The following is a 17,059-nucleotide window of genomic DNA, read 5'->3' on the forward strand; positions in this document are numbered from 1 at the left end:
CCCACATGAAGATCCTGCACACCTCCGACTGGCACGTCGGCAAGGTCCTCAAGGGGCAGTCCCGGGCCGAGGAGCACAAGCAGGTCCTCGCCCAGGTGATCGAGATCGCCCAGCGCGAACGGCCCGACCTGGTGGTCGTCGCCGGTGACCTGTACGACACCGCCGCGCCCACACCGGAGGCGACCCGGCTGGTCACCCGGGCGCTCACCGCGTTGCGGCGTACCGGGGCCGACGTGGTGGCGATCGGCGGCAACCACGACAACGGCGCGGCGCTGGACGCGCTGCGCCCGTGGGCCGAGGCCGCCGGGATCACGTTGCGCGGCAGCGTCCGGGAGAACCCGGACGAGCACGTCGTCGACGGGGTCACCGCCGGCGGGGAGCGCTGGCGGCTCGCCGCGCTGCCGTTCCTGTCCCAGCGGTACGCGGTGCGCGCGGTGGAGATGTACACGCTCACCCCGGCCGAGGCCAACCAGACGTACGCCGACCACCTGGGCCGGGTGCTGGACCGGCTCGCCGAGGGGTTCACCGAGCCGGACCGGGTGCACCTGGTCACCGCGCACCTCACCGTGGTCGGGGCGAGCACCGGCGGCGGCGAGCGGGACGCGCACACCGTGCTCGGGTACGCGGTGCCGGCCACCGTCTTCCCCGGCAACGCGCACTACGTGGCGCTGGGTCACCTGCACCGCTCGCAGCGGGTCATCGGCCCGTGCCCGATCCGCTACAGCGGCAGCCCGCTCGCTGTCGACTTCGGCGAGCAGGAGAACGTCGGCTCGGTGACGGTCGTGGAGGTGACCGCGACCACCGCCGCCCGCATCCGCGAGGTGCCGGTGCCGGGCGCGGTGCCGTTGCGTACGGTACGCGGCACGCTCGCGCAGCTCGCCGAGATCGAGCCGCCGGAGGGCTGGCTGCGCGTCTACGTCCGGGAGCAGCCCCGGGCCGGGCTGCGCGAGGAGGTGCAGGAGCTGCTGCCCCGGGCGCTGGAGATCCGGATCGACCCGGAGCTGGTGCCCGCGCCGGGCAGCGGGACGCGTACCGCCCAGCGGGCCGGCCGGTCGCCGGGTGAGTTGTTCGGCGACTACCTGGACAGCCGTGGGCACGCCGACGAGGGTGTCCGGGAACTCTTCGACGAGCTGCTCGAGGAGGTGGAGCACTGATGCGGCCGATGCGGCTGGACATGGCCGGGTTCACGGTGTTCCGCGACGAGACCACTGTCGACTTCACCGACGCCGACTTCTTCGTGCTGGTCGGCCCGACCGGTTCGGGCAAGTCGACGGTGCTCGACGCGATCTGCTTCGCGCTCTACGGCACGGTGCCACGCTGGGGCGGCACCCGGGGGCTGGCGAACGCGCTGGCGCCGTCGGCGACCGAGGCGCGGGTCCGGCTGGTCTTCGAGTCCGCCGGGGACCGCTACGTGGCGACCCGGGTGGTGCGCCGCGACGGCCGGGGCACTGTGAAGACGGCGAACGCCGGTCTCCAGCTCATGCCGCCGGGTTTCGACGTCACCAAGCTCGACACCGGGCTCAGCCCGGAGGATCTGGGCGAGGTGGTGGCGGGCACCCCGGCCGAGATGGAACAGGCGGTGCTCGACGCGGTGGGGCTGCCGTACGAGCAGTTCACCTCCTGCGTGGTGCTGCCGCAGGGTCAGTTCGCCGACTTCCTGCACGCCAAGCCGGCCACCCGCCAGCAGATCCTGGTGAACCTGCTCGGGCTGGGCGTCTACGAGGAGGTGCAGAAGAAGGCGGTCGAGCGGGCCGGGCAGGCCGAGGCGAAGCTGGAGACGGTCGACAAGATGCTCGGCGGGCTCGCCGACGTCGACGACGAGAGCCTGGCCGCCGCCCGGGAGCGGGTGGACGCGATGCGGGAGCTGGCCGCCGCGGTCGCTGCCGCCGTACCCGAGTGGGAGCGGGCCCGGGCCACGGCCGGTGAGCGGGCCGCGGCGCTGGCCGCCCTCGACGCCGAGCTGGGTGTGCTGGCCGGGGTGCGGCCGCCGGAGGGCACCGCCGAGCTGGCGCGGGCGGTGGCGCAGGCCCGGGTCGCCGCCGACGAGGCGGCGGGCGCGGTCGGGCTGGCCGAGGAGCGCGAGGAGAAGCTGCGCGGGGAGCTGGCCGCCGCCGGTGACGAGAGCGCGCTCCGGCTGCACCTGAAGGCGTACGCGGACCGGGACCGGCTGACCGCGGAGGCGGCGACGGTCCGCTCGGCGGTGGACGCGGCACGGACCGAGCACGACGCGGCGGTGGCGGCGCTGGCGGCGGCGCGGGCGGACGCGCAGCGGGCCGAGGCGGAGCTGGAGTCGGCGTTCCGCGCGCACGAGGAGGCGAAGGCCGCCGACCAGGCGGTGGCGCTGCGGGCCCACCTGGTCGGCGGCGCGCCGTGCCCGGTGTGCGAGCAGACGGTCACCACGGTGCCGGCGGTGCCGGAGGGTTCGGCGGTGAGCCGGGCGATCGAGGCGGGCAAGGCGGCGCGGGCGGCGAGCGAGGCGGCGAAGCGGGTGGTGCAGGAACGCGACGCCGCGGCCCGTGACCTGGACCGTGAGCTGCTGCGCGCCCGGACCCAGCACGACCAGCTCGGCGCGCGCCTGGCCGAGCTGGACGAACAGCTCGCGGACGCGCCCGCGCCGGAGCGGCTGCGCGAGTCGCTGGCCGAGCACGCGCGGCTGCGTACCGCGCTGGAGGAGGCGGCCGGCGCGGTGCGGGCCGGGCGGGACGCGGCCCGGCGGGCGCGGGGCACGCTGGATGCCGCGCAGGAACGGCTGCGCCGGGCCTGGCGTGACTTCGACGCGGTACGCGACGGGCTGGCCCGGTTCGGCCCACCGGCCGCCGACCGGGACGACGTGGCAGCGGCGTGGGCGGCGCTGGCCGGCTGGGCGGGCGAGCAGGCGCAGGCGCGGCGCGCGGAGCGGGACGGGCTGGCCGCCTCGGTGGAGGCGGCGCAGCGGGCCGCGGCCGAGGTCGCCGACGGGATCGCCGCGTTGTTCACCGCCGCCGGGCTGGACGCCCCGCAGGACGCGCCGCGCGACGTGGCGGTGGCGGTGGAGCGGGCCGAGGCGGAGTTGCGCCGCGTCGACGAGCGCCGTGAGCAGGCCGCCGGGCTGCGGGAGCAGCGGGCCGGGCACGAGCACGAGGCCCGGGTGGCGCGGGCGCTCGCCTCGCACCTGCGGGCGAACAACTTCGAGCGCTGGCTGCTCACCGAGGCGCTGGACCTGCTCGTCGACGGCGCGTCGCGGATCCTGCGGGAGCTGTCCGGCGGGCAGTACGACCTGGTGCACGACAAGGGTGAGTTCTTCGTGGTCGACCACCACGACGCGGGGCTGCGGCGCGGGGTGCGGACGCTGTCCGGCGGGGAGACGTTCCAGGCGTCGCTGGCGCTCGCGCTGGCGCTGTCCGAGCAGCTCGCCGGCATGTCCACCACCGCCGCCAGCCTGGAGTCGATCGTCCTGGACGAGGGTTTCGGCACGCTCGACGCGGCGACGCTGGACACGGTCGCGGCGACGCTGGAGAACCTGGCCGCCCGGGGTGACCGGATGGTCGGCGTGGTCACCCACGTGCCGGCGCTGGCCGAGCGCATCCCGGTCCGGTTCGAGGTCCGCAAGGACGCGCGGACGGCCCGCGTGGAACGGACCGGCCTGTGACCGGCACCGCTCGGCGGAGCGCCGCGTGACCGGGCCGTCGCCGGTCGGCGCGCGGTTCTTCGTCGACGCCTGGGATCCGGCGTACGGCGCGTCGTTCGAGGCGGCGGGCGGGTCCGGGCCGGCCGCGCCGAGCAGCGCCCAGGTCGACGCCGACGTCGAGTTGCCGGCCACCGACTGGCGGGCGATCGGCCCCCGCGCGGGCGTGCGGGCGCCGGACGTGGTGCTGCTCGTCGACGGGGTACGCCGGATCGACGCCAGTGTCTGGACGGCCGAGGAGGACGGCGGTTCGTTCCCCGGCATCGCCGCCTCGTACGCGGCCGGGGTGGTGCGCTGCGACCTGGATCGGGGCGCCGCCGAGCTGGCCGGTTCCCGGGTGGGCCGGGGGCTGTTCACGGCGAGCCCGTCGGCGCAGGACGTGGTCGCCGGTACGGTCCGTTACCCGGTGCACCGGGTCAGCGGCACCGGTGAGCTGAGCAAGCTGCCCGCGGCGGTGCAGGCGCCGCTGACCGCGCTGGAGGTGGCCGTCTCCGACGCGGTACGCACCGACGGCGACCTGCTGGTGGTGGACGGCCCGCTGCGCAGCCGGCGCAACCTGCCGCGCACGCTCGGGTACATCAAGACGCAGCACAGCCAGTACCTGGACGCCCGGCTGACCGCTGTGGTGACCGGGCTGGCGCCGGGTGAGCGGTGCCCGGTGTTCCGGCTGGGCACGGCCTGGGGCGGGTGGTCGTGGTATCTGCGGCTGCCGGTGCGCGCCGGCGCGCCCTGGGCGGGCATCGTGCGGGTGGAGTGCTCGGCCGACCTGACCGTGCCGGAGGCGATCGCGCTGGCCGACCTGTCGCTGGTGACGCTGCCCCGGTTCGCCTCCACCCCGTACAAGGATCCGCGTGCCCCGCAGAATCTGGTGCCGATCGCCGGGCTGGAACGCCGGCTGCGCGGGATGCTCGGCGACGCGCGGCTGCTGCACCGGGTGCTCACCGCCGCGGCGCGCGGGATGCGGCGCTGATGGGCCGGCGACGCGACTCCGACCGGGTGGTGGCCGACGTCGACACCGGCCGGGCCGAGCTGGTGCCGGACGTCGACCGTCCGGGCTCGTGGACGCTGCTGCTGGACGGCGCGCCGCAGTCGCACGTGGACCTGACCGACCCGGCGCACCTGGAGTTCGAGTACGTCCGGCGGCTGGCCGCCGCGCTGGACCTGGTGGCGCCGGCCGGGACGCCGCTGCGGGTGCTGCACCTGGGCGGCGGCGCGCTGACCCTGCCCCGCTACGTGCAGGCCACCCGGCCCGGTTCGGCCCAGCGGGTGTCCGAGGTGGACGGCGCGCTGGTCGAGCTGGTCCGCCGGGAGCTGCCCTGGCCGTCGGATCCGCGCCTGAGGGTCCGGGTGGCCGACGCGCGGGCGACGCTGGCGTCGAGCCGGGACGGCGCGTACGACGTGATCGTGGCCGACGTGTTCGCCGGCGCCCGTACCCCCGCGCACCTGACCTCGGTGGAGTACGCCGCCGAGGTGGCCCGCGTGCTCGCGCCCGGCGGCAGCTACCTGGCGAACGTGGCCGACGGCCCGCCGCTGCGGCACGCCCGCGCGCAGGTCGCGACGGTGCGTAGCGTGCTGCCCCGGGCCTGCCTGGTCGGCGACGCGGCGGTGCTGCGCGGCCGGCGCTACGGCAACCTGGTGCTGGTGGCCTCCCGGGTGGAGCCGCCGGTGCCGGAGCTGGCCCGGCGGGCGGCGGGCGACTGGTTCCCCGGCCGGGTGCTGGCCGGCGCCGAGCTGGACCGGTTCACCGGCGGCGCGGCGGTGGTCCACGACGCGGACGCCGTCGACTCCACTCCCCCGCCGCCGGGAATTTTTTCGGTCAAACGTTGATCCGATCGGCTGGTCGCTGCGTATCACCGGGCGGCCATGCCCGTGGGGGGCCGGCTGATGTCATTGGACAGCGGAGGTCTGCATGCATGCGGTGGCGGCCGGCTGGCACGGCGAGGTGGCGCGGCCCGAGTGGATGTTCGCCCGGGCGCAACCACACTCGCGCGCCTCGCGTTCGGGCCGGGGGGTCGACGCCCGGTCCACCGATCGCCAGAATGACCCGGTGCCGCCGCGACCCGCTTCCGGACGCCACAAGGCGACCTCCGCCGAGGCCAGCCACTCCGACCAGCTGATCCGCCTGCTGTACGCCGAGCACGCCGGCCCGCTGCTGATGTTCGTGATGCGGCTGACCGGCGGGGACCGGCAGCGCGCCGAGGACATCGTGCAGGAGACGCTGCTGCGGGCCTGGCGCAACGCGCACCGGCTCGGCGTGCAGGGCCAGGGCTCGCTGCGTCCCTGGCTGGTCACTGTGGCCCGGCGGATCGCCATCGACGAGCACCGCAGTGAGCAGGCCCGCCCGCCCGAGACGTACGACCGGGATCTGACCATGTTCGCCGAGTCCGACAGCACCGACCGGGTGCTGCGCACGATGACCGTCGCGGACGCGCTGCGTACGCTGAGCCAGTCGCACCGGGAGATCCTGGTGGCGACGTACTTCCGGGGGCGCACCGTGCCGGAGGCGGCCGAGGAACTGGGGCTCCCGCTCGGTACCGCCAAGTCACGGGTCTACTACGCGCTGCGCGCGCTGCGCACGGCCCTGCAGGAGAGGGGGGTGACCGAATGAGCCGGGCCGACCACATGGACGTCGCCGCGTACGCGCTCGGCGTGCTGGATCAGCAGGACGCGGAGCGGTTCGAGGAGCATCTGGCCACCTGCTGGGCCTGCGCGGCGGAACTGGAGACGATGGTCCCGGTGGTGGGGCTGCTCGCCGGCATCGACGGCGAGGCGATGGCCGCGCTGGAGCAGACGCACACCGATCCGGCGCTGCTGGACCGGACGCTGATGGCGGTCCGGCGGGACCGCCGTCGCACCCGGGTGCGGCAGTTGCTGGCGACCGCGGCGGCCGTGGTGGTGTTCGGCGGCGTGAGCGCGGTGGCGGCCGGGATGCTCGGCGACGAGCCGGCGCCGCCGCAGGCGGGGCCGACACCGGCCGCGCCGACGGCGGCGCCGAGCGGCGAGCCGGGCGACCCGAACGCCCCCGGTGTCGGCGGGAAAGAGGACATCGAGGGCGACCAGCACAATGCCACCGACCCGGCGACCGGCGTGCAGACCACGATGTGGCTGGCCCGCAAGGAGTACGGCACGCAGATCGCGGTGCAGCTCAGCCGCCTGCCGGGGCCGCGCACGTGCCGGCTGGTGGTGGTGCGCAAGAACGCCACGAGCGAGGTGATCTCCACCTGGTCGGTGCCGGTCGGCGGCTACGGGACGAACCAGAACCAGCTTCCGCTGGAGCTGAGCGCGTCCACCTCGGCCCCGGTGCGCGACATCGACAAGCTTCAGGTGCAGTCGGTCGACGCGAACGGCGTGGCGAGTCCGCTGGTGACGGTGGACGACATCTGACCGGGGTGCTCACGGCGCCGGGTGGTTCAGCCGCCCGGCGCCGTCGCGTCGTGCCCGGGCCGGCGGACCCCCTCGTGCTGACGCACGCACGGCGACGCCCATCGGTTCAATCGGTCCACTGTGAAATGTGCCACCGTTTTGGTTTCAACCTTGACAGCGCCGCGCCCGTACTACTCGGCGAACTGCCAAGAACGAGGAGGGCACGTGGCACACCACAAGCGGACGACCGTCATCGTCGCGAGCGCGATGGTCGCACTTACGGCCTGCGCCCCCGCAGGCTACAACGGGGCGAACTCGGGCGCGGCCGAGCCGGTCGCCGTCGCCGCGGCCGAACCCACCGCGGCGGCCGAACCGGAGGCGTCGGCGGCTCCCGAGGAGCCGGTCGCGGACAAGGCGCCCCCGGCCAACGTGAAGATCACCGACGAGCTGGTCGGCAAGAAGCTGCCCCGGATGGGCCGCGTCGTCACCGACCAGGACGGCTGGGTGCTGTACCGGTTCGACAAGGACTCCGACGACCCGCCGCAGTCCAACTGCGTGGACAAGTGCGCCGAGGTGTGGCCGCCGTCGCTCACCGACGGCAACCCGCAGCTGCGTGGCGTCTCCGACGACAAGGTCGGCACCATCACCCGCCAGGACGGCACCCGGCAGCTCACCATCGGCGGCTGGCCGGTCTACCGCTACATCGGTGACAAGAAGCCCGGCCAGTGGAAGGGCCAGGGCGTCGGCGGCACCTGGTTCGTGGTCGACCCGAACGGCAAGAAGAACCTGACCTGCCTGCCGACCGGCACGCCCAAGGCGGTCGCGCCGCCCGCGGCGGGTGGCTCGGACAGCTCCGGCGGCGGCTCGGACTACTCGTACTGACGCACCAGGACACGGTGACCGGTCGCCGCCGGGGAGGGCGCGGCCGGTCACCGTCGCGGACCCGGGAGGCGGGGCGTACCGGCATCGGCCCGCCTCCCGGCACGCGGGGCGTGCCCCGGCGTCACGGCCGGGCCGCGTGGCAGAGTGGGCTGGTGACCTCGCCCGACGCCCGCCGTACGCTGCGCCCGCCGGCCGGCTACCGGCTGGCCGCCTCGGTGCGGGCGCTCACGTTCAGCCCGTACGACCCGTGCGCGCGGATCGCCGCCGGCACGTTCTGGTGGGCCACCCGCACCCCGGACGGCCCGGCCACGCTGGCGCTGCGCACGGAAGCCGGCGAACTGCTGGCCGAGGGGTACGGCCCGGGCGCGGCCTGGGTGGTCGACCGGGCCGACCGGATCGCCGGGCTGTGCGACGACCTGACCGGGTTCGCCGCGCTCGCCGCCGCGCACCCGCTGGTGGCCCGGCTGGCGCACACCCACCACGGGCTGCGGATGCCCGCCACCGGCCAGATCTTCCCCCGGCTGCTGCGGGCGGTCTTCGAGCAGAAGGTCACCGGCAAGGAGGCGTACCGGGCGTACGCCGCCACAGTCCGGCACTTCCGGGAACCCGCGCCCGGCCCGCTGCAACCACTGCTGCTGCCGCCGGAGCCCGCCGCGGTGGCGGCCACGCCGTACTGGGTGTTCCACCCGTTCGGCGTCGAGCAGCGGCGCGCCGACACGCTGCGCCGCGCGGCGGCCGTCGCGGACCGGCTGGAACGCTGCGCCGACTCGGCGGAGGCCACCCGGCGGCTCACCGCGATCCCCGGGATCGGGCCGTGGACCGCCGCCGAGGTGGTGCGCATCGCGTACGGCGACCCGGACGCGGTGAGCGTCGGCGACTACCACGTGCCGAACACGGTGGCCTGGGCGCTGGCCGGGGAGCCGCGCGGCGACGACGCCCGGATGCTGGCGCTGCTGGAGCCGTTCCGGGGGCACCGCGGCCGGGTGTGCGTGCTGCTGGAGGCGGCCGGTGTCCAGGCACCGAAGTACGGCCCGCGCGCCCCGATCCGCTCCTTCGCCCGCTACTGACCGCTCAGCGCCGCCGGCACAGCCGCCGCAGCGTCCGCCCCAGCCACCAGGCGTACGCCCGCTGGAAGCCCAGCACGACCGGCCCGCCGGCCCGCACGTACCAGTGGGCCGGGCGGCTGAACGCGGTCACCTCGAACCAGACGCCGTCGGCGCCCCGGGTCACCAGGAACGCCTCCTCACCGACCTCCGGGTGCCCGGGCAGCGTGCCGTAGCCGAAGCCGGCCCGGTCCGGCTCGTCGACCGTCCAGACCACCTCGGTCGGGCCCCACAGCCGCACCGGGCCGACACCGAGTCCCGGCGTGACCCGCACCCCGGGGGCGGCGCGCGGCGCGTCCGCGCGCATCACCACGCCGGCCGCGCGGTGCAGCCGCCAGCCCAGCACCGCGTCCGCCGCCACCGGGAAACCGCCGTCCGGCAGCCGGACCCGGTGGCGCAGGTGGTGGTAACCGGCCGGCCGGCCGCCGTCGCGGGTCGCGCCCACCTCCGGGTACGTCAGCTCGGGCACGGCGGCCACCTCCACGTCGCGGGGACACCCGCCAGGGTACGGCCGCCCCGGAGCGCTGTGGTGAGCTGAGCCGGTGACCGACGTGACCATCGCCCCGGCCGGCCTCGCCGACGCCGGGGAGATCCTCACCGTGCAGTGTGCCGCGTACCTGGTGGAGGCGCAGCGCTACCGGGACGTGTTCCTGCCCCCGCTGACCGAGACGCTCGACGAGGTACGGGCGGCGCTGGCCGGCCCGGACGTGGTGCTCGCCGCCCGGCGCGGCACCCGCCTGGTCGGCTCGGTACGCGCCCGCGTGGACGGCGACACCGCCCACGTCGGCCGCCTCTCGGTCGCCCCCGACCAGCAGGGCCGGGGCGTCGGCGGGCGGCTGCTGGACGCCGTCGAGCTCGCCTGCGCCGGCCGGGTGACCCGGTTCGCGCTGTTCACCGGCGCGGACAGCGCGGCGAACCTGTCCCTGTACGCGGGCCGCGGCTACCGGGTGGTGTCGCACCGGCCGGACGAGAACGGCAACCGCCTCGCCGTCCTGGAGAAGACGGTCAGTCCCGCTCGCACCGGCGCCTGAGCCCGTCCGCCTCCTGCCGCAGGTAGCGGCGCATCATCGAGCCGGCCAGCAACCCGATCAGGCCGGCCAGCGGACCGGTCTGCACCAGGACCAGCTCGGCCCGGGTGCGCCCGTCGTCCAGCGGCACCAGCCGGTGCTCACCCCGGCTGCGCACGCCGGGGCCCGCCGACTCCCAGACGAACGAGTACGGCGGCTCGATCTCGGTGACCCGCCACACCGCCGGACGCAGGCGCGGCTGCTCCAGCCGGGCGGTCGAGCCGAGCGTCAGCGGACCGGGTTCCAGCCGGCGGGCGGCGGTGACCGAGGGCGTCCACTCCGGCCAGTGCTCCACGTCGGTCTGCACCGCCCAGACCCGGTCGGCGTCGGCGGCGATCTCGACGGACTCGGCGAACCGCATCGGCGTTCCTCCCCCGTGGACGGTCCCCTCAGGCTATGCCCGCACCCCGTTCCGCCGCCGCCCCGCGCCCGCGCCTCGCTCGGCTGGTTGCCACGTGGAGCGCCCCCCGTCCCGCGGGATTGGCGTTCCGCGAAGTGGGATCGGTGGAGATCTTGGTAGGAAGGGGCCCCTATGGGGGCCGTTTGGTACCAAGATCTCGCCGGGAGCCGGGAGCCGGGCCCAGCCGGCGGACCATAGCGCGTGGGGGTCAGGCGGCCTCGTGGAGGTCGGCCAGGGTTACCGGGGCGTACCGCTTCAGCAGGCGTTCCAGCTCGGCGACCGAGCCGACCTCGCCGAGGACGTTCGCGCCGCCGCCGTGCTCGGGCGGGTAGTGGTGCGCCAGCCGGTAGCGGTAGTGGCCGCGGATCAGCTCGACGCTGACCCGCCAGCGCCCGCAGCATCCGCAACTCCACTCCGGCACGCCGCGACGGTAGCTCTGACCTGCGGTTTCACCATTCGGGCGGCGGTGACGAACGCGGCCGCGACGGGACACGCCACTCGGCCACCGGCGGTGATCTGCCTCACCACTGTCGGTGGGGTCTGGTTGACTGGTCGCCGTGGACCTGCCGATCAACCCTCCGGTCGAGCCGATGCTGGCCAAGAGCGTGGCCGACCTGCCCACCGATGACGGCCTGACCTACGAGCCGAAGTGGGACGGCTTCCGCTGCATCGTCTTCCGTGACGGCGACGAGGTCGAGCTGGCCAGCCGGGGCGGCAAGTCGATGACGCGCTATTTCCCCGAGGTGGTCGAGCAGGCCCGGCGGCAGCTCCCGCCCCGGTGCGCGGTCGACGGCGAGCTGATCGTGATCCGCCGGGACGGCCCGGGCGGGCAGCCGCGGCTCGACTTCGAGCTGCTGGCCCAGCGCATCCATCCGGCCGCCTCCCGGGTGAAGCTGCTGGCCGAGACCACCCCGGCCGACTTCGTCGCGTTCGACCTGCTGGCCGTCGACGACGAGCTGCTCACCGACCAGCCCTACCCCCGGCGCCGCGAGCGGCTGGAGCAGGCGCTGTCCGGGGTGCGCCCACCGGTGCACGTGACCCAGGTGACCACCGACCCGGAGACGGCCCGCCGCTGGTTCGACGTGTTCGAGGGCGCCGGGCTGGACGGGCTGATCGTCAAACCGGCCGACCTGCCGTACGAGCCGGGCAAGCGGCTCATGTTCAAGGTCAAGCACGCGCGCACGATGGACGCGGTGGTGGCCGGTTTCCGCTGGCACAAGTCCGGGCCGGTGGTCGGCTCGCTGCTGCTCGGCCTCTACGACGACGACGGCGTGCTGCACCACATCGGCGTCAGCTCCTCGTTCACCATGGCCCGCCGCAAGGAGCTGCTCGACGAGCTGGAGCCCTACCGCGACGTCGGCGGCGAGCACCCGTGGGTGCACGGCGACCACGAGCGGGGTCAGCGCATCCCGGGCGGGGTGAGCCGGTGGACCGGCGGCAAGAACCTCGAGTGGGAGCCGCTGCGCCCGGAGCTGGTGGTCGAGGTGGCGTACGACGCGATGGAGGGCGACCGGCTGCGGCACACCGCCCGGTTCCTGCGCTGGCGCCCCGACCGTGATCCCCGTTCCTGCGACTACGGCCAGCTCGAACGCCCGATCCGCTACGACGTCGACGAGGTGCTGCGCGGCGATCCGGCGGCGACGGTCGGTGACACCCGCGGCCGGGCGTAGCCTGACGGTCGACACGATCATGGAAGGCGCCCACGTGACCCGCTTCCCCGACCGGACCCGCCGGTTCCGGCCCGCCCTGGCCGCGTTCGTCGCGGCGGTGGTGCTCACCGCCGGCTGCACGCTGCCGGCGTTCGCCCCGCGCGCCGAGAGCGAGGGCGAGGCCGCCCCGCCGGGCACCGCTCCGGAGTGGCGGGCCTGCCCGGAGGTGCCCGACGAGCTGGTCGGGCGGGGCGCGGCGGACATGCGCTACGACTGCGCCCGGATCGCCGTGCCGCGCAACTGGGGCACCGGGGCCACCACCGGCGCGACCGCCGGGCCGGGCGCCGGTGAGACGTTCGAGATCGCGCTGATCCGGGCCCGCTCGACCAAGCAGCGCGACCGGATCGGCTCGCTGGTGATCAACCCGGGTGGTCCCGGGGCGTCCGGCGTCGACACCGCCGTCTACCTGTCCTTCGGCCCGGCGTTCGGCGGCCTGCCGACGGCGATCACGGACCGGTTCGACATCGTCGGCTTCGACCCGCGCGGGGTGGCCCGGTCCAGCCCGGTCAAGTGCATCTCCGACGCCGACCTGGACGCCAGCTTCGGCTACGACCCCGACCCGGAGAGCCAGTCGTCGTTCGACGGCTTCGTCGGCCTCAACCGGCGCATCGGCGAGCGGTGCGGCGCGAAGTACGGCGACCAGCTCCCGCTCTACGGCACCGAGCAGGCGGCGCGGGACATGGACGCGGTCCGCGCGGCGGTCGGCGACGACAAGCTGACGTACCTCGGCTACTCCTACGGCACGCTGCTCGGCGCGACCTACGCCCAGCTCTACCCGCAGCGCGTGCGCGCCCTGGTGCTCGACGGCGCGGTCGACCCGCAGCAGAAGCTGATCGCCGGGTCGGAGAGCCAGGCGAAGGGCTTCGAGCGGGCGTTCGACAACTTCACCAGGTGGTGCGCGGCGAACGCCGGCCGCTGCCCGATCGCCCCGGACGCCCGGGGTGCGGTCACGGACGCGATCGCCAAGGCGAAGGCCTCCCCGGTACGCGCGCAGGACGGCCGCGAGGCCACCGCCGGGTGGGTCTTCTACGCGGTGATCTCGTCGCTCTACACCGAGCAGGGCTGGCAGGAGCTGGCCCGGGCGATCGACGACCTGCAGGGCGGCGACCCGGACGGCGTGTTCAAGCTGGCCGACGCGTATGCGGGCCGCGAGCCCGACGGGCACTACTCCAACCTGTTCGACGCCAACCTGGCGGTCAACTGCGCCGACGAGACCGAGAAGCCGACCCGTGAGCAGGTCCGCTCGTTGCAGTCGCAGTGGCGGCAGAAGTATCCGCTGTTCGGTCCCGCCCTGGCGGTGGGGATGCTGGGCTGCGTGGAGTGGCCCGGCGAGCGGGATCCGTACCCGACCGGGCGGGCGGACGGCGCGCCGCCGATCCTGGTGGTCGGCACCACCGGTGACCCGGCCACGCCGTACGAGCAGACGCCCGCGCTCGCGTCCATGCTCGGTGTGGGGCGGGTGCTGACCTGGGAGGGCGAGGGGCACACCGCCTACCCGCAGACGTCGTGCGTGACGTCGGCCGTCGACGCGTACCTGATCTCGCTCACCGTCCCCCGGGAGGGGCTGCGCTGCCCCGCCCGGTGACGGTCCGGGCCGGCGGCCGGGAGCCGGACGCCGGCCGGTCGAACGCCGGCGGTCAGCCGGCCGCCGGGGGCGTCCAGCCCTGCGGGATGTGGCCGATGCGGACGCGCTGGGGGTGGTCGCCGACCGGGACGCTCGCGACCTTCTGCCCGGTGGCGAAGTTGATCGCGGTGACCTGGTCGGCGCCGGATTCGGAGATCACGCAGTCCCGGCCGTCCCCGCTGACGGTGGCCCAGTACGGCTTGCTCGCGGGCACCAGCGGGCCCTCCCGCAGCGTGGCCCGGTCCAGCACTGTGGCGTAGTCGTCCATGGTGCCGGCGACGCAGATCCGGGCGCCGTCGGGGCTCATCGACAGGCCGTGGTGCCGGGAGTCGTTGACCCAGGTGGTGCGGTCCTCGCTGGTGGCCGGGTTCTTCGGCAGCGTGGCGACGCGGGTGACGCGGTCGGTGGCCACGTCGTACTCGACGACGCCGTTGAAGAAGGACACCTGGAAGTAGAGCCGGCTGCCGTCGGGGGTGAACACGGCCGGGCGGACCGCGTCGGAGAGGTCCCGGCGGCCGGCGGCGTCCAGCCGGTCCCGCATGTCGATCACCTTGACCACCTGGTACGTGCCGGTGTCGGCGACGGTGATCCGGCGGTCGCCCTTGGTCCAGTCGAGCCACGGCGCGTCCAGGTCGGTGTTGACCTCGCCGATGGACATGTTCCACAGCCGGGTGCCGCCGTCGGTGTAGATGTTCTCGTGCGGCTTGTCGCCGGCGCCGAACGAGCCGAGTTGCGCGCCGGTGCGGATGTCCAGCACGTGCACCGTGTTGGAGGTGGACGCGGAGACCGCGACGCGGGTGCCGTCGGGCGAGACGGCCATGTGGTCGGCGCGGTAGCCGGAGACCGGGAACCGCCAGCGCAGCGCGCCGGTGGCCAGGTCGATCGAGACGACGTCGGCGAAGCTGGGCCGGGACACCACGAGCGCGGTGCCGTCCGGCGTGGTGTACATGTCGTCGATGAGCTGGTCGTGTCCCTCCCCCGGGCCCTGCCGGATGCCGAGGAAGAACGCCAGCTTGATCGGGTTGAGGTAGATCTCGCGCAGCCGCGCGGCGCGGTCCGGGATCACGTTGATCCGGCCGAGCCTGGCGTAGTCGCCGCGAGAGCGGATGACGTCGGCGGTGCCGTCCCAGGTGTTGCCGACGAACATCACCTCCTGGAGCGCGACCGCGGCGGCGGCCGGCGCGGGGGCCGTCACCAGCGGCGTCGGCGCGACCAGGGCGAGCGCGGCCAGGACGGCCAGGCCGGCGCAGCGGCGGGAGCGGGACGGGCGGGGTGGCACGGGTGTCATGGACGCCTCCTGGCAGCCGGTGGAACATCGACGTTTCTCAGTGGCGCGAGCGGTGTTACCTTGCGGTAACAACCAGGAGAGCAACCGGCCGGCCGCCGGGGCTAGGGAGCTGACGCCAACGCCCGCGCGGCCCGGTTGTGCCGCGTCGACAACCGGAGGGCGGCGGACGCCGATGACCCGGACCGGACAGGCCCCGACGTTCGGCGCGCTGCTGCGCGACCTGTCCGCCGATCCGGCCGCCGTCGACGAGGTGGCGCGGGCCGCCCGCGCGAACTCCCCCGAGGTCGCCCGGCTGCCCGCCGACGAGGTACGCCGACAGGTCGTCCTGCTCCTGACGAGCGGTCTCGGCGCGCTGGAACGCCACGAGGATCCGGCCGGGCGGGACTTCGCCGAGGCCCGCCGGCTGGGCGCGGACCGGGCGGCGCAGGGCGTCTCCGTCGCCGGTCTGCTGCGCGGGGTGCAGGCCGGGCGGGACCGGGCGGTGGAGCTGGTGGTCCGGCACGGCCGGGCCGCCGGCATCCCCGACGAGGTGCTGCTGGAAGGGCTGCTCACCATCGGCCGGTACGCCGCGGCGGTGGAGCGGGCGGTGGTCGACGGGCACCGCAGCGCCGAGCGGGAAATGGTACGCACCGGCGCGGCGGCCCGGGCGCACCTGCTGCGGCGGCTGCTGCGTGACGGCCCGGCGGGCCTGCCCTCGGCCGAGCTGACCCGGTTCGGGCTGCGGCCGGACGGGCGCTACCACTGCCTGGTCGCCGCGCCACCGGACCCGGTCCGGGCGTACGCCCTGCACCGGCAGCTCACCGCGCGGGGCGGCCTGCTCGGCACGGTCGGGGACCGGCTGGCCGGGCTGCTCCCGCGACCGCCGGACGCCGTACCGGCCGACCTGCTGACGCTGGTGGCGCCCGCGCAGCCGCTGGAGCGGGCCCCGGCCATGTACGCGCTCTGCCTGGCGGCGCTGGCCACGGCGGCCAACCGGCGGCTGCGCGGGCTGCGCCGGGTCACCGACCTGGCCGGGGAGACCGCGCTGGCCGCCCAGCCGCTGCTGGCCGAACTGCTGCGCGGCGCGCTGCTCGGCGCGCTCGACCCGGCCGACGACTTCCACCGGGAGCTGGCCGGCACCGCGCTCGCCTGGCTGCACCACGGCCAGCGGCTGGACCAGACCGCCGCCGCGCTGCACGTCCATCCGAACACGGTGCGCTACCGGCTGCGGCGGCTGCGGGAGCTGACCGGCGGGCCACCGGTCGAGGAGGGCGCGCGGTGCACGGTGCCGGAGACCGTGCACTGGTGGTGGGCGCTGCGGAGCTGGCTGGACGGCGGCTGACCACGGACGGCGCGGCCAGCCGCCGCGACCGGCCGACACGACCGGACGGCGCGACCGGGCGACACGACCGGCCGCCGCCACCGGACGACACGACCGGGCGACGCGTCGGGACGCCGCCCGGGCCGCACCGGCGCGCGGCGCTGTGCCAGGCTGGCCGGGTGACCGAGGTGATCTTCCGGGAGGCGGTCCGCGCCGACCTGCCCGCCGTGCTCGCGCTGCTCGCCGACGACGTGCTCGGGCGTAGCCGCGACCTGCCCGAGGTGGACGAGGCGTACGAGCGGGCCTTCGCCGACCTGGACGCCGACCCGCGCAACCAGTTGATCGTCGCCGACGACGGCGGGGAGCTGGTCGGCTGTTTCCAGCTCACGTACATCCCGGGGCTGGGCCGGCACGGGGCGCAGCGGTGCCTGATCGAGTCGGTGCGGGTGCGCTCGGACCGGCGCGGTCGCGGGCTGGGCGGGACGATGATGCGCTGGGCGATCGACCGGGCCCGCGAGCGCGGCTGCGCGCTGGTGCAGCTCACCACCGACAAGCAGCGCGCCGACGCGCACCGGTTCTACCGCGACCTGGGCTTCGTCGCGAGTCACGAGGGCATGAAGCTGGCGCTCTGACCCGGCCGCGACCCGCCGCCGGGCCGG

Annotated in this window: 17 protein-coding genes; 13 read left to right on the top strand and 4 right to left on the bottom strand. The window is 75.4% G+C overall.

The window, feature by feature from the left end:
• Positions 1 to 5 precede the first annotated feature (5 nt).
• The 8 genes from ABIH81_RS30465 (at position 6) to ABIH81_RS30500 (ending at position 8,976) form a co-directional block, all read left to right on the top strand.
• Complete coding sequence (locus ABIH81_RS30465) at positions 6 to 1,154, top strand: exonuclease SbcCD subunit D (protein WP_349878275.1); 1,149 nt, start codon at positions 6 to 8, stop codon at positions 1,152 to 1,154.
• Positions 1,154 to 3,628 (top strand): SMC family ATPase, encoded by a 2,475-nt coding sequence (locus tag ABIH81_RS30470; RefSeq protein ID WP_349878276.1) that lies wholly within the window; start codon positions 1,154 to 1,156, stop codon positions 3,626 to 3,628. The genes ABIH81_RS30465 and ABIH81_RS30470 overlap by 1 nt, the downstream gene beginning before the upstream one ends.
• A gap of 25 nt (positions 3,629 to 3,653) precedes the next feature.
• Positions 3,654 to 4,634 (top strand): hypothetical protein, encoded by a 981-nt coding sequence (locus ABIH81_RS30475; RefSeq protein WP_349878277.1) that lies wholly within the window; start codon positions 3,654 to 3,656, stop codon positions 4,632 to 4,634.
• Positions 4,634 to 5,491, top strand: a complete 858-nt coding sequence (locus ABIH81_RS30480) for a fused MFS/spermidine synthase (RefSeq protein ID WP_349878278.1) — start codon at positions 4,634 to 4,636, stop codon at positions 5,489 to 5,491. Before ABIH81_RS30475 ends, ABIH81_RS30480 begins: the two co-directional genes overlap by 1 nt.
• 82 nt (positions 5,492 to 5,573) lie before the next feature.
• The gene (locus ABIH81_RS30485) at positions 5,574 to 6,272 is read left to right on the top strand and encodes a sigma-70 family RNA polymerase sigma factor (RefSeq protein ID WP_349878279.1); all 699 of its coding nucleotides are present in this window, start codon (positions 5,574 to 5,576) and stop codon (positions 6,270 to 6,272) included.
• Positions 6,269 to 7,048, top strand: a complete 780-nt coding sequence (locus tag ABIH81_RS30490; RefSeq protein WP_349878280.1) for a zf-HC2 domain-containing protein — start codon at positions 6,269 to 6,271, stop codon at positions 7,046 to 7,048. The genes ABIH81_RS30485 and ABIH81_RS30490 overlap by 4 nt, the downstream gene beginning before the upstream one ends.
• A gap of 204 nt (positions 7,049 to 7,252) precedes the next feature.
• Positions 7,253 to 7,909, top strand: coding sequence for a hypothetical protein (locus ABIH81_RS30495; protein ID WP_349878281.1), 657 nt, complete (start codon positions 7,253 to 7,255; stop codon positions 7,907 to 7,909).
• Between the two features lie 152 nt (positions 7,910 to 8,061).
• Positions 8,062 to 8,976: a DNA-3-methyladenine glycosylase 2 family protein gene (locus tag ABIH81_RS30500; protein WP_349878282.1), complete on the top strand. Its 915-nt coding sequence runs from the start codon at positions 8,062 to 8,064 to the stop codon at positions 8,974 to 8,976.
• 4 nt (positions 8,977 to 8,980) lie between these two features.
• Here the strand turns inward: ABIH81_RS30500 and ABIH81_RS30505 are convergent, their stop codons facing one another.
• Entirely contained in the window at positions 8,981 to 9,481 is a 501-nt protein-coding gene (locus tag ABIH81_RS30505; protein ID WP_349878283.1) for a DUF1990 domain-containing protein, read from the bottom strand.
• 73 nt (positions 9,482 to 9,554) lie between these two features.
• Here ABIH81_RS30505 and ABIH81_RS30510 point away from each other — a divergent pair, with 73 nt between their 5' ends.
• Positions 9,555 to 10,043 (top strand): GNAT family N-acetyltransferase, encoded by a 489-nt coding sequence (locus tag ABIH81_RS30510; protein ID WP_349878284.1) that lies wholly within the window; start codon positions 9,555 to 9,557, stop codon positions 10,041 to 10,043.
• Here the strand turns inward: ABIH81_RS30510 and ABIH81_RS30515 are convergent.
• Together ABIH81_RS30515 and ABIH81_RS30520 are read right to left on the bottom strand one after the other, a co-directional pair.
• Positions 10,018 to 10,440 carry an SRPBCC family protein gene (locus tag ABIH81_RS30515; protein ID WP_349878285.1) on the bottom strand — a complete coding sequence of 141 codons (423 nt, stop codon included), beginning with the start codon at positions 10,438 to 10,440 and terminating at the stop codon, positions 10,018 to 10,020. The two genes, ABIH81_RS30510 and ABIH81_RS30515, sit on opposite strands and share 26 nt — an antisense overlap.
• A 247-nt stretch (positions 10,441 to 10,687) precedes the next feature.
• Positions 10,688 to 10,900: a hypothetical protein gene (locus ABIH81_RS30520; RefSeq protein ID WP_349878286.1), complete on the bottom strand. Its 213-nt coding sequence runs from the start codon at positions 10,898 to 10,900 to the stop codon at positions 10,688 to 10,690.
• Between the two features lie 136 nt (positions 10,901 to 11,036).
• Here ABIH81_RS30520 and ABIH81_RS30525 point away from each other — a divergent pair, with 136 nt between their 5' ends.
• Together ABIH81_RS30525 and ABIH81_RS30530 are read left to right on the top strand one after the other, a co-directional pair.
• Positions 11,037 to 12,149, top strand: a complete 1,113-nt coding sequence (locus ABIH81_RS30525) for an ATP-dependent DNA ligase (RefSeq protein ID WP_349878287.1) — start codon at positions 11,037 to 11,039, stop codon at positions 12,147 to 12,149.
• A 19-nt stretch (positions 12,150 to 12,168) separates the two neighbouring features.
• Positions 12,169 to 13,773 (top strand): alpha/beta hydrolase, encoded by a 1,605-nt coding sequence (locus tag ABIH81_RS30530; RefSeq protein ID WP_349878288.1) that lies wholly within the window; start codon positions 12,169 to 12,171, stop codon positions 13,771 to 13,773.
• Positions 13,774 to 13,825: 52 nt separating this feature from the next.
• Here ABIH81_RS30530 and ABIH81_RS30535 read toward each other — a convergent pair whose 3' ends face one another.
• On the bottom strand, positions 13,826 to 15,100 hold the full coding sequence (locus tag ABIH81_RS30535) for a YncE family protein (protein ID WP_349878289.1): 1,275 nt from the start codon (positions 15,098 to 15,100) through the stop codon (positions 13,826 to 13,828).
• A 172-nt stretch (positions 15,101 to 15,272) separates the two neighbouring features.
• Between ABIH81_RS30535 and ABIH81_RS30540 the strand changes: the two genes are divergently transcribed.
• Positions 15,273 to 16,421: a helix-turn-helix domain-containing protein gene (locus tag ABIH81_RS30540; protein WP_349878290.1), complete on the top strand. Its 1,149-nt coding sequence runs from the start codon at positions 15,273 to 15,275 to the stop codon at positions 16,419 to 16,421.
• A gap of 158 nt (positions 16,422 to 16,579) precedes the next feature.
• Positions 16,580 to 17,032, top strand: coding sequence for a GNAT family N-acetyltransferase (locus ABIH81_RS30545; protein WP_349878291.1), 453 nt, complete (start codon positions 16,580 to 16,582; stop codon positions 17,030 to 17,032).
• Positions 17,033 to 17,059 lie beyond the last annotated feature (27 nt).

This window comes from Micromonospora sp. HUAS YX12, from assembly GCF_040215685.1.
Taxonomy (GTDB): domain Bacteria; phylum Actinomycetota; class Actinomycetes; order Mycobacteriales; family Micromonosporaceae; genus Micromonospora; species Micromonospora tulbaghiae.

Coding starts and splice junctions, on each gene's coding strand:
- ABIH81_RS30465 (WP_349878275.1), top strand. CDS start 6: ATGAAGATCCTGCACACCTCCGACTGGCACGTCGGCAAGGTCCTCAAG.
- ABIH81_RS30470 (WP_349878276.1), top strand. CDS start 1,154: ATGCGGCCGATGCGGCTGGACATGGCCGGGTTCACGGTGTTCCGCGAC.
- ABIH81_RS30480 (WP_349878278.1), top strand. CDS start 4,634: ATGGGCCGGCGACGCGACTCCGACCGGGTGGTGGCCGACGTCGACACC.
- ABIH81_RS30485 (WP_349878279.1), top strand. CDS start 5,574: ATGCATGCGGTGGCGGCCGGCTGGCACGGCGAGGTGGCGCGGCCCGAG.
- ABIH81_RS30490 (WP_349878280.1), top strand. CDS start 6,269: ATGAGCCGGGCCGACCACATGGACGTCGCCGCGTACGCGCTCGGCGTG.
- ABIH81_RS30515 (WP_349878285.1), bottom strand. CDS start 10,440: ATGCGGTTCGCCGAGTCCGTCGAGATCGCCGCCGACGCCGACCGGGTC.
- ABIH81_RS30530 (WP_349878288.1), top strand. CDS start 12,169: ATGGAAGGCGCCCACGTGACCCGCTTCCCCGACCGGACCCGCCGGTTC.
- ABIH81_RS30535 (WP_349878289.1), bottom strand. CDS start 15,100: ATGACACCCGTGCCACCCCGCCCGTCCCGCTCCCGCCGCTGCGCCGGC.
- ABIH81_RS30540 (WP_349878290.1), top strand. CDS start 15,273: ATGACCCGGACCGGACAGGCCCCGACGTTCGGCGCGCTGCTGCGCGAC.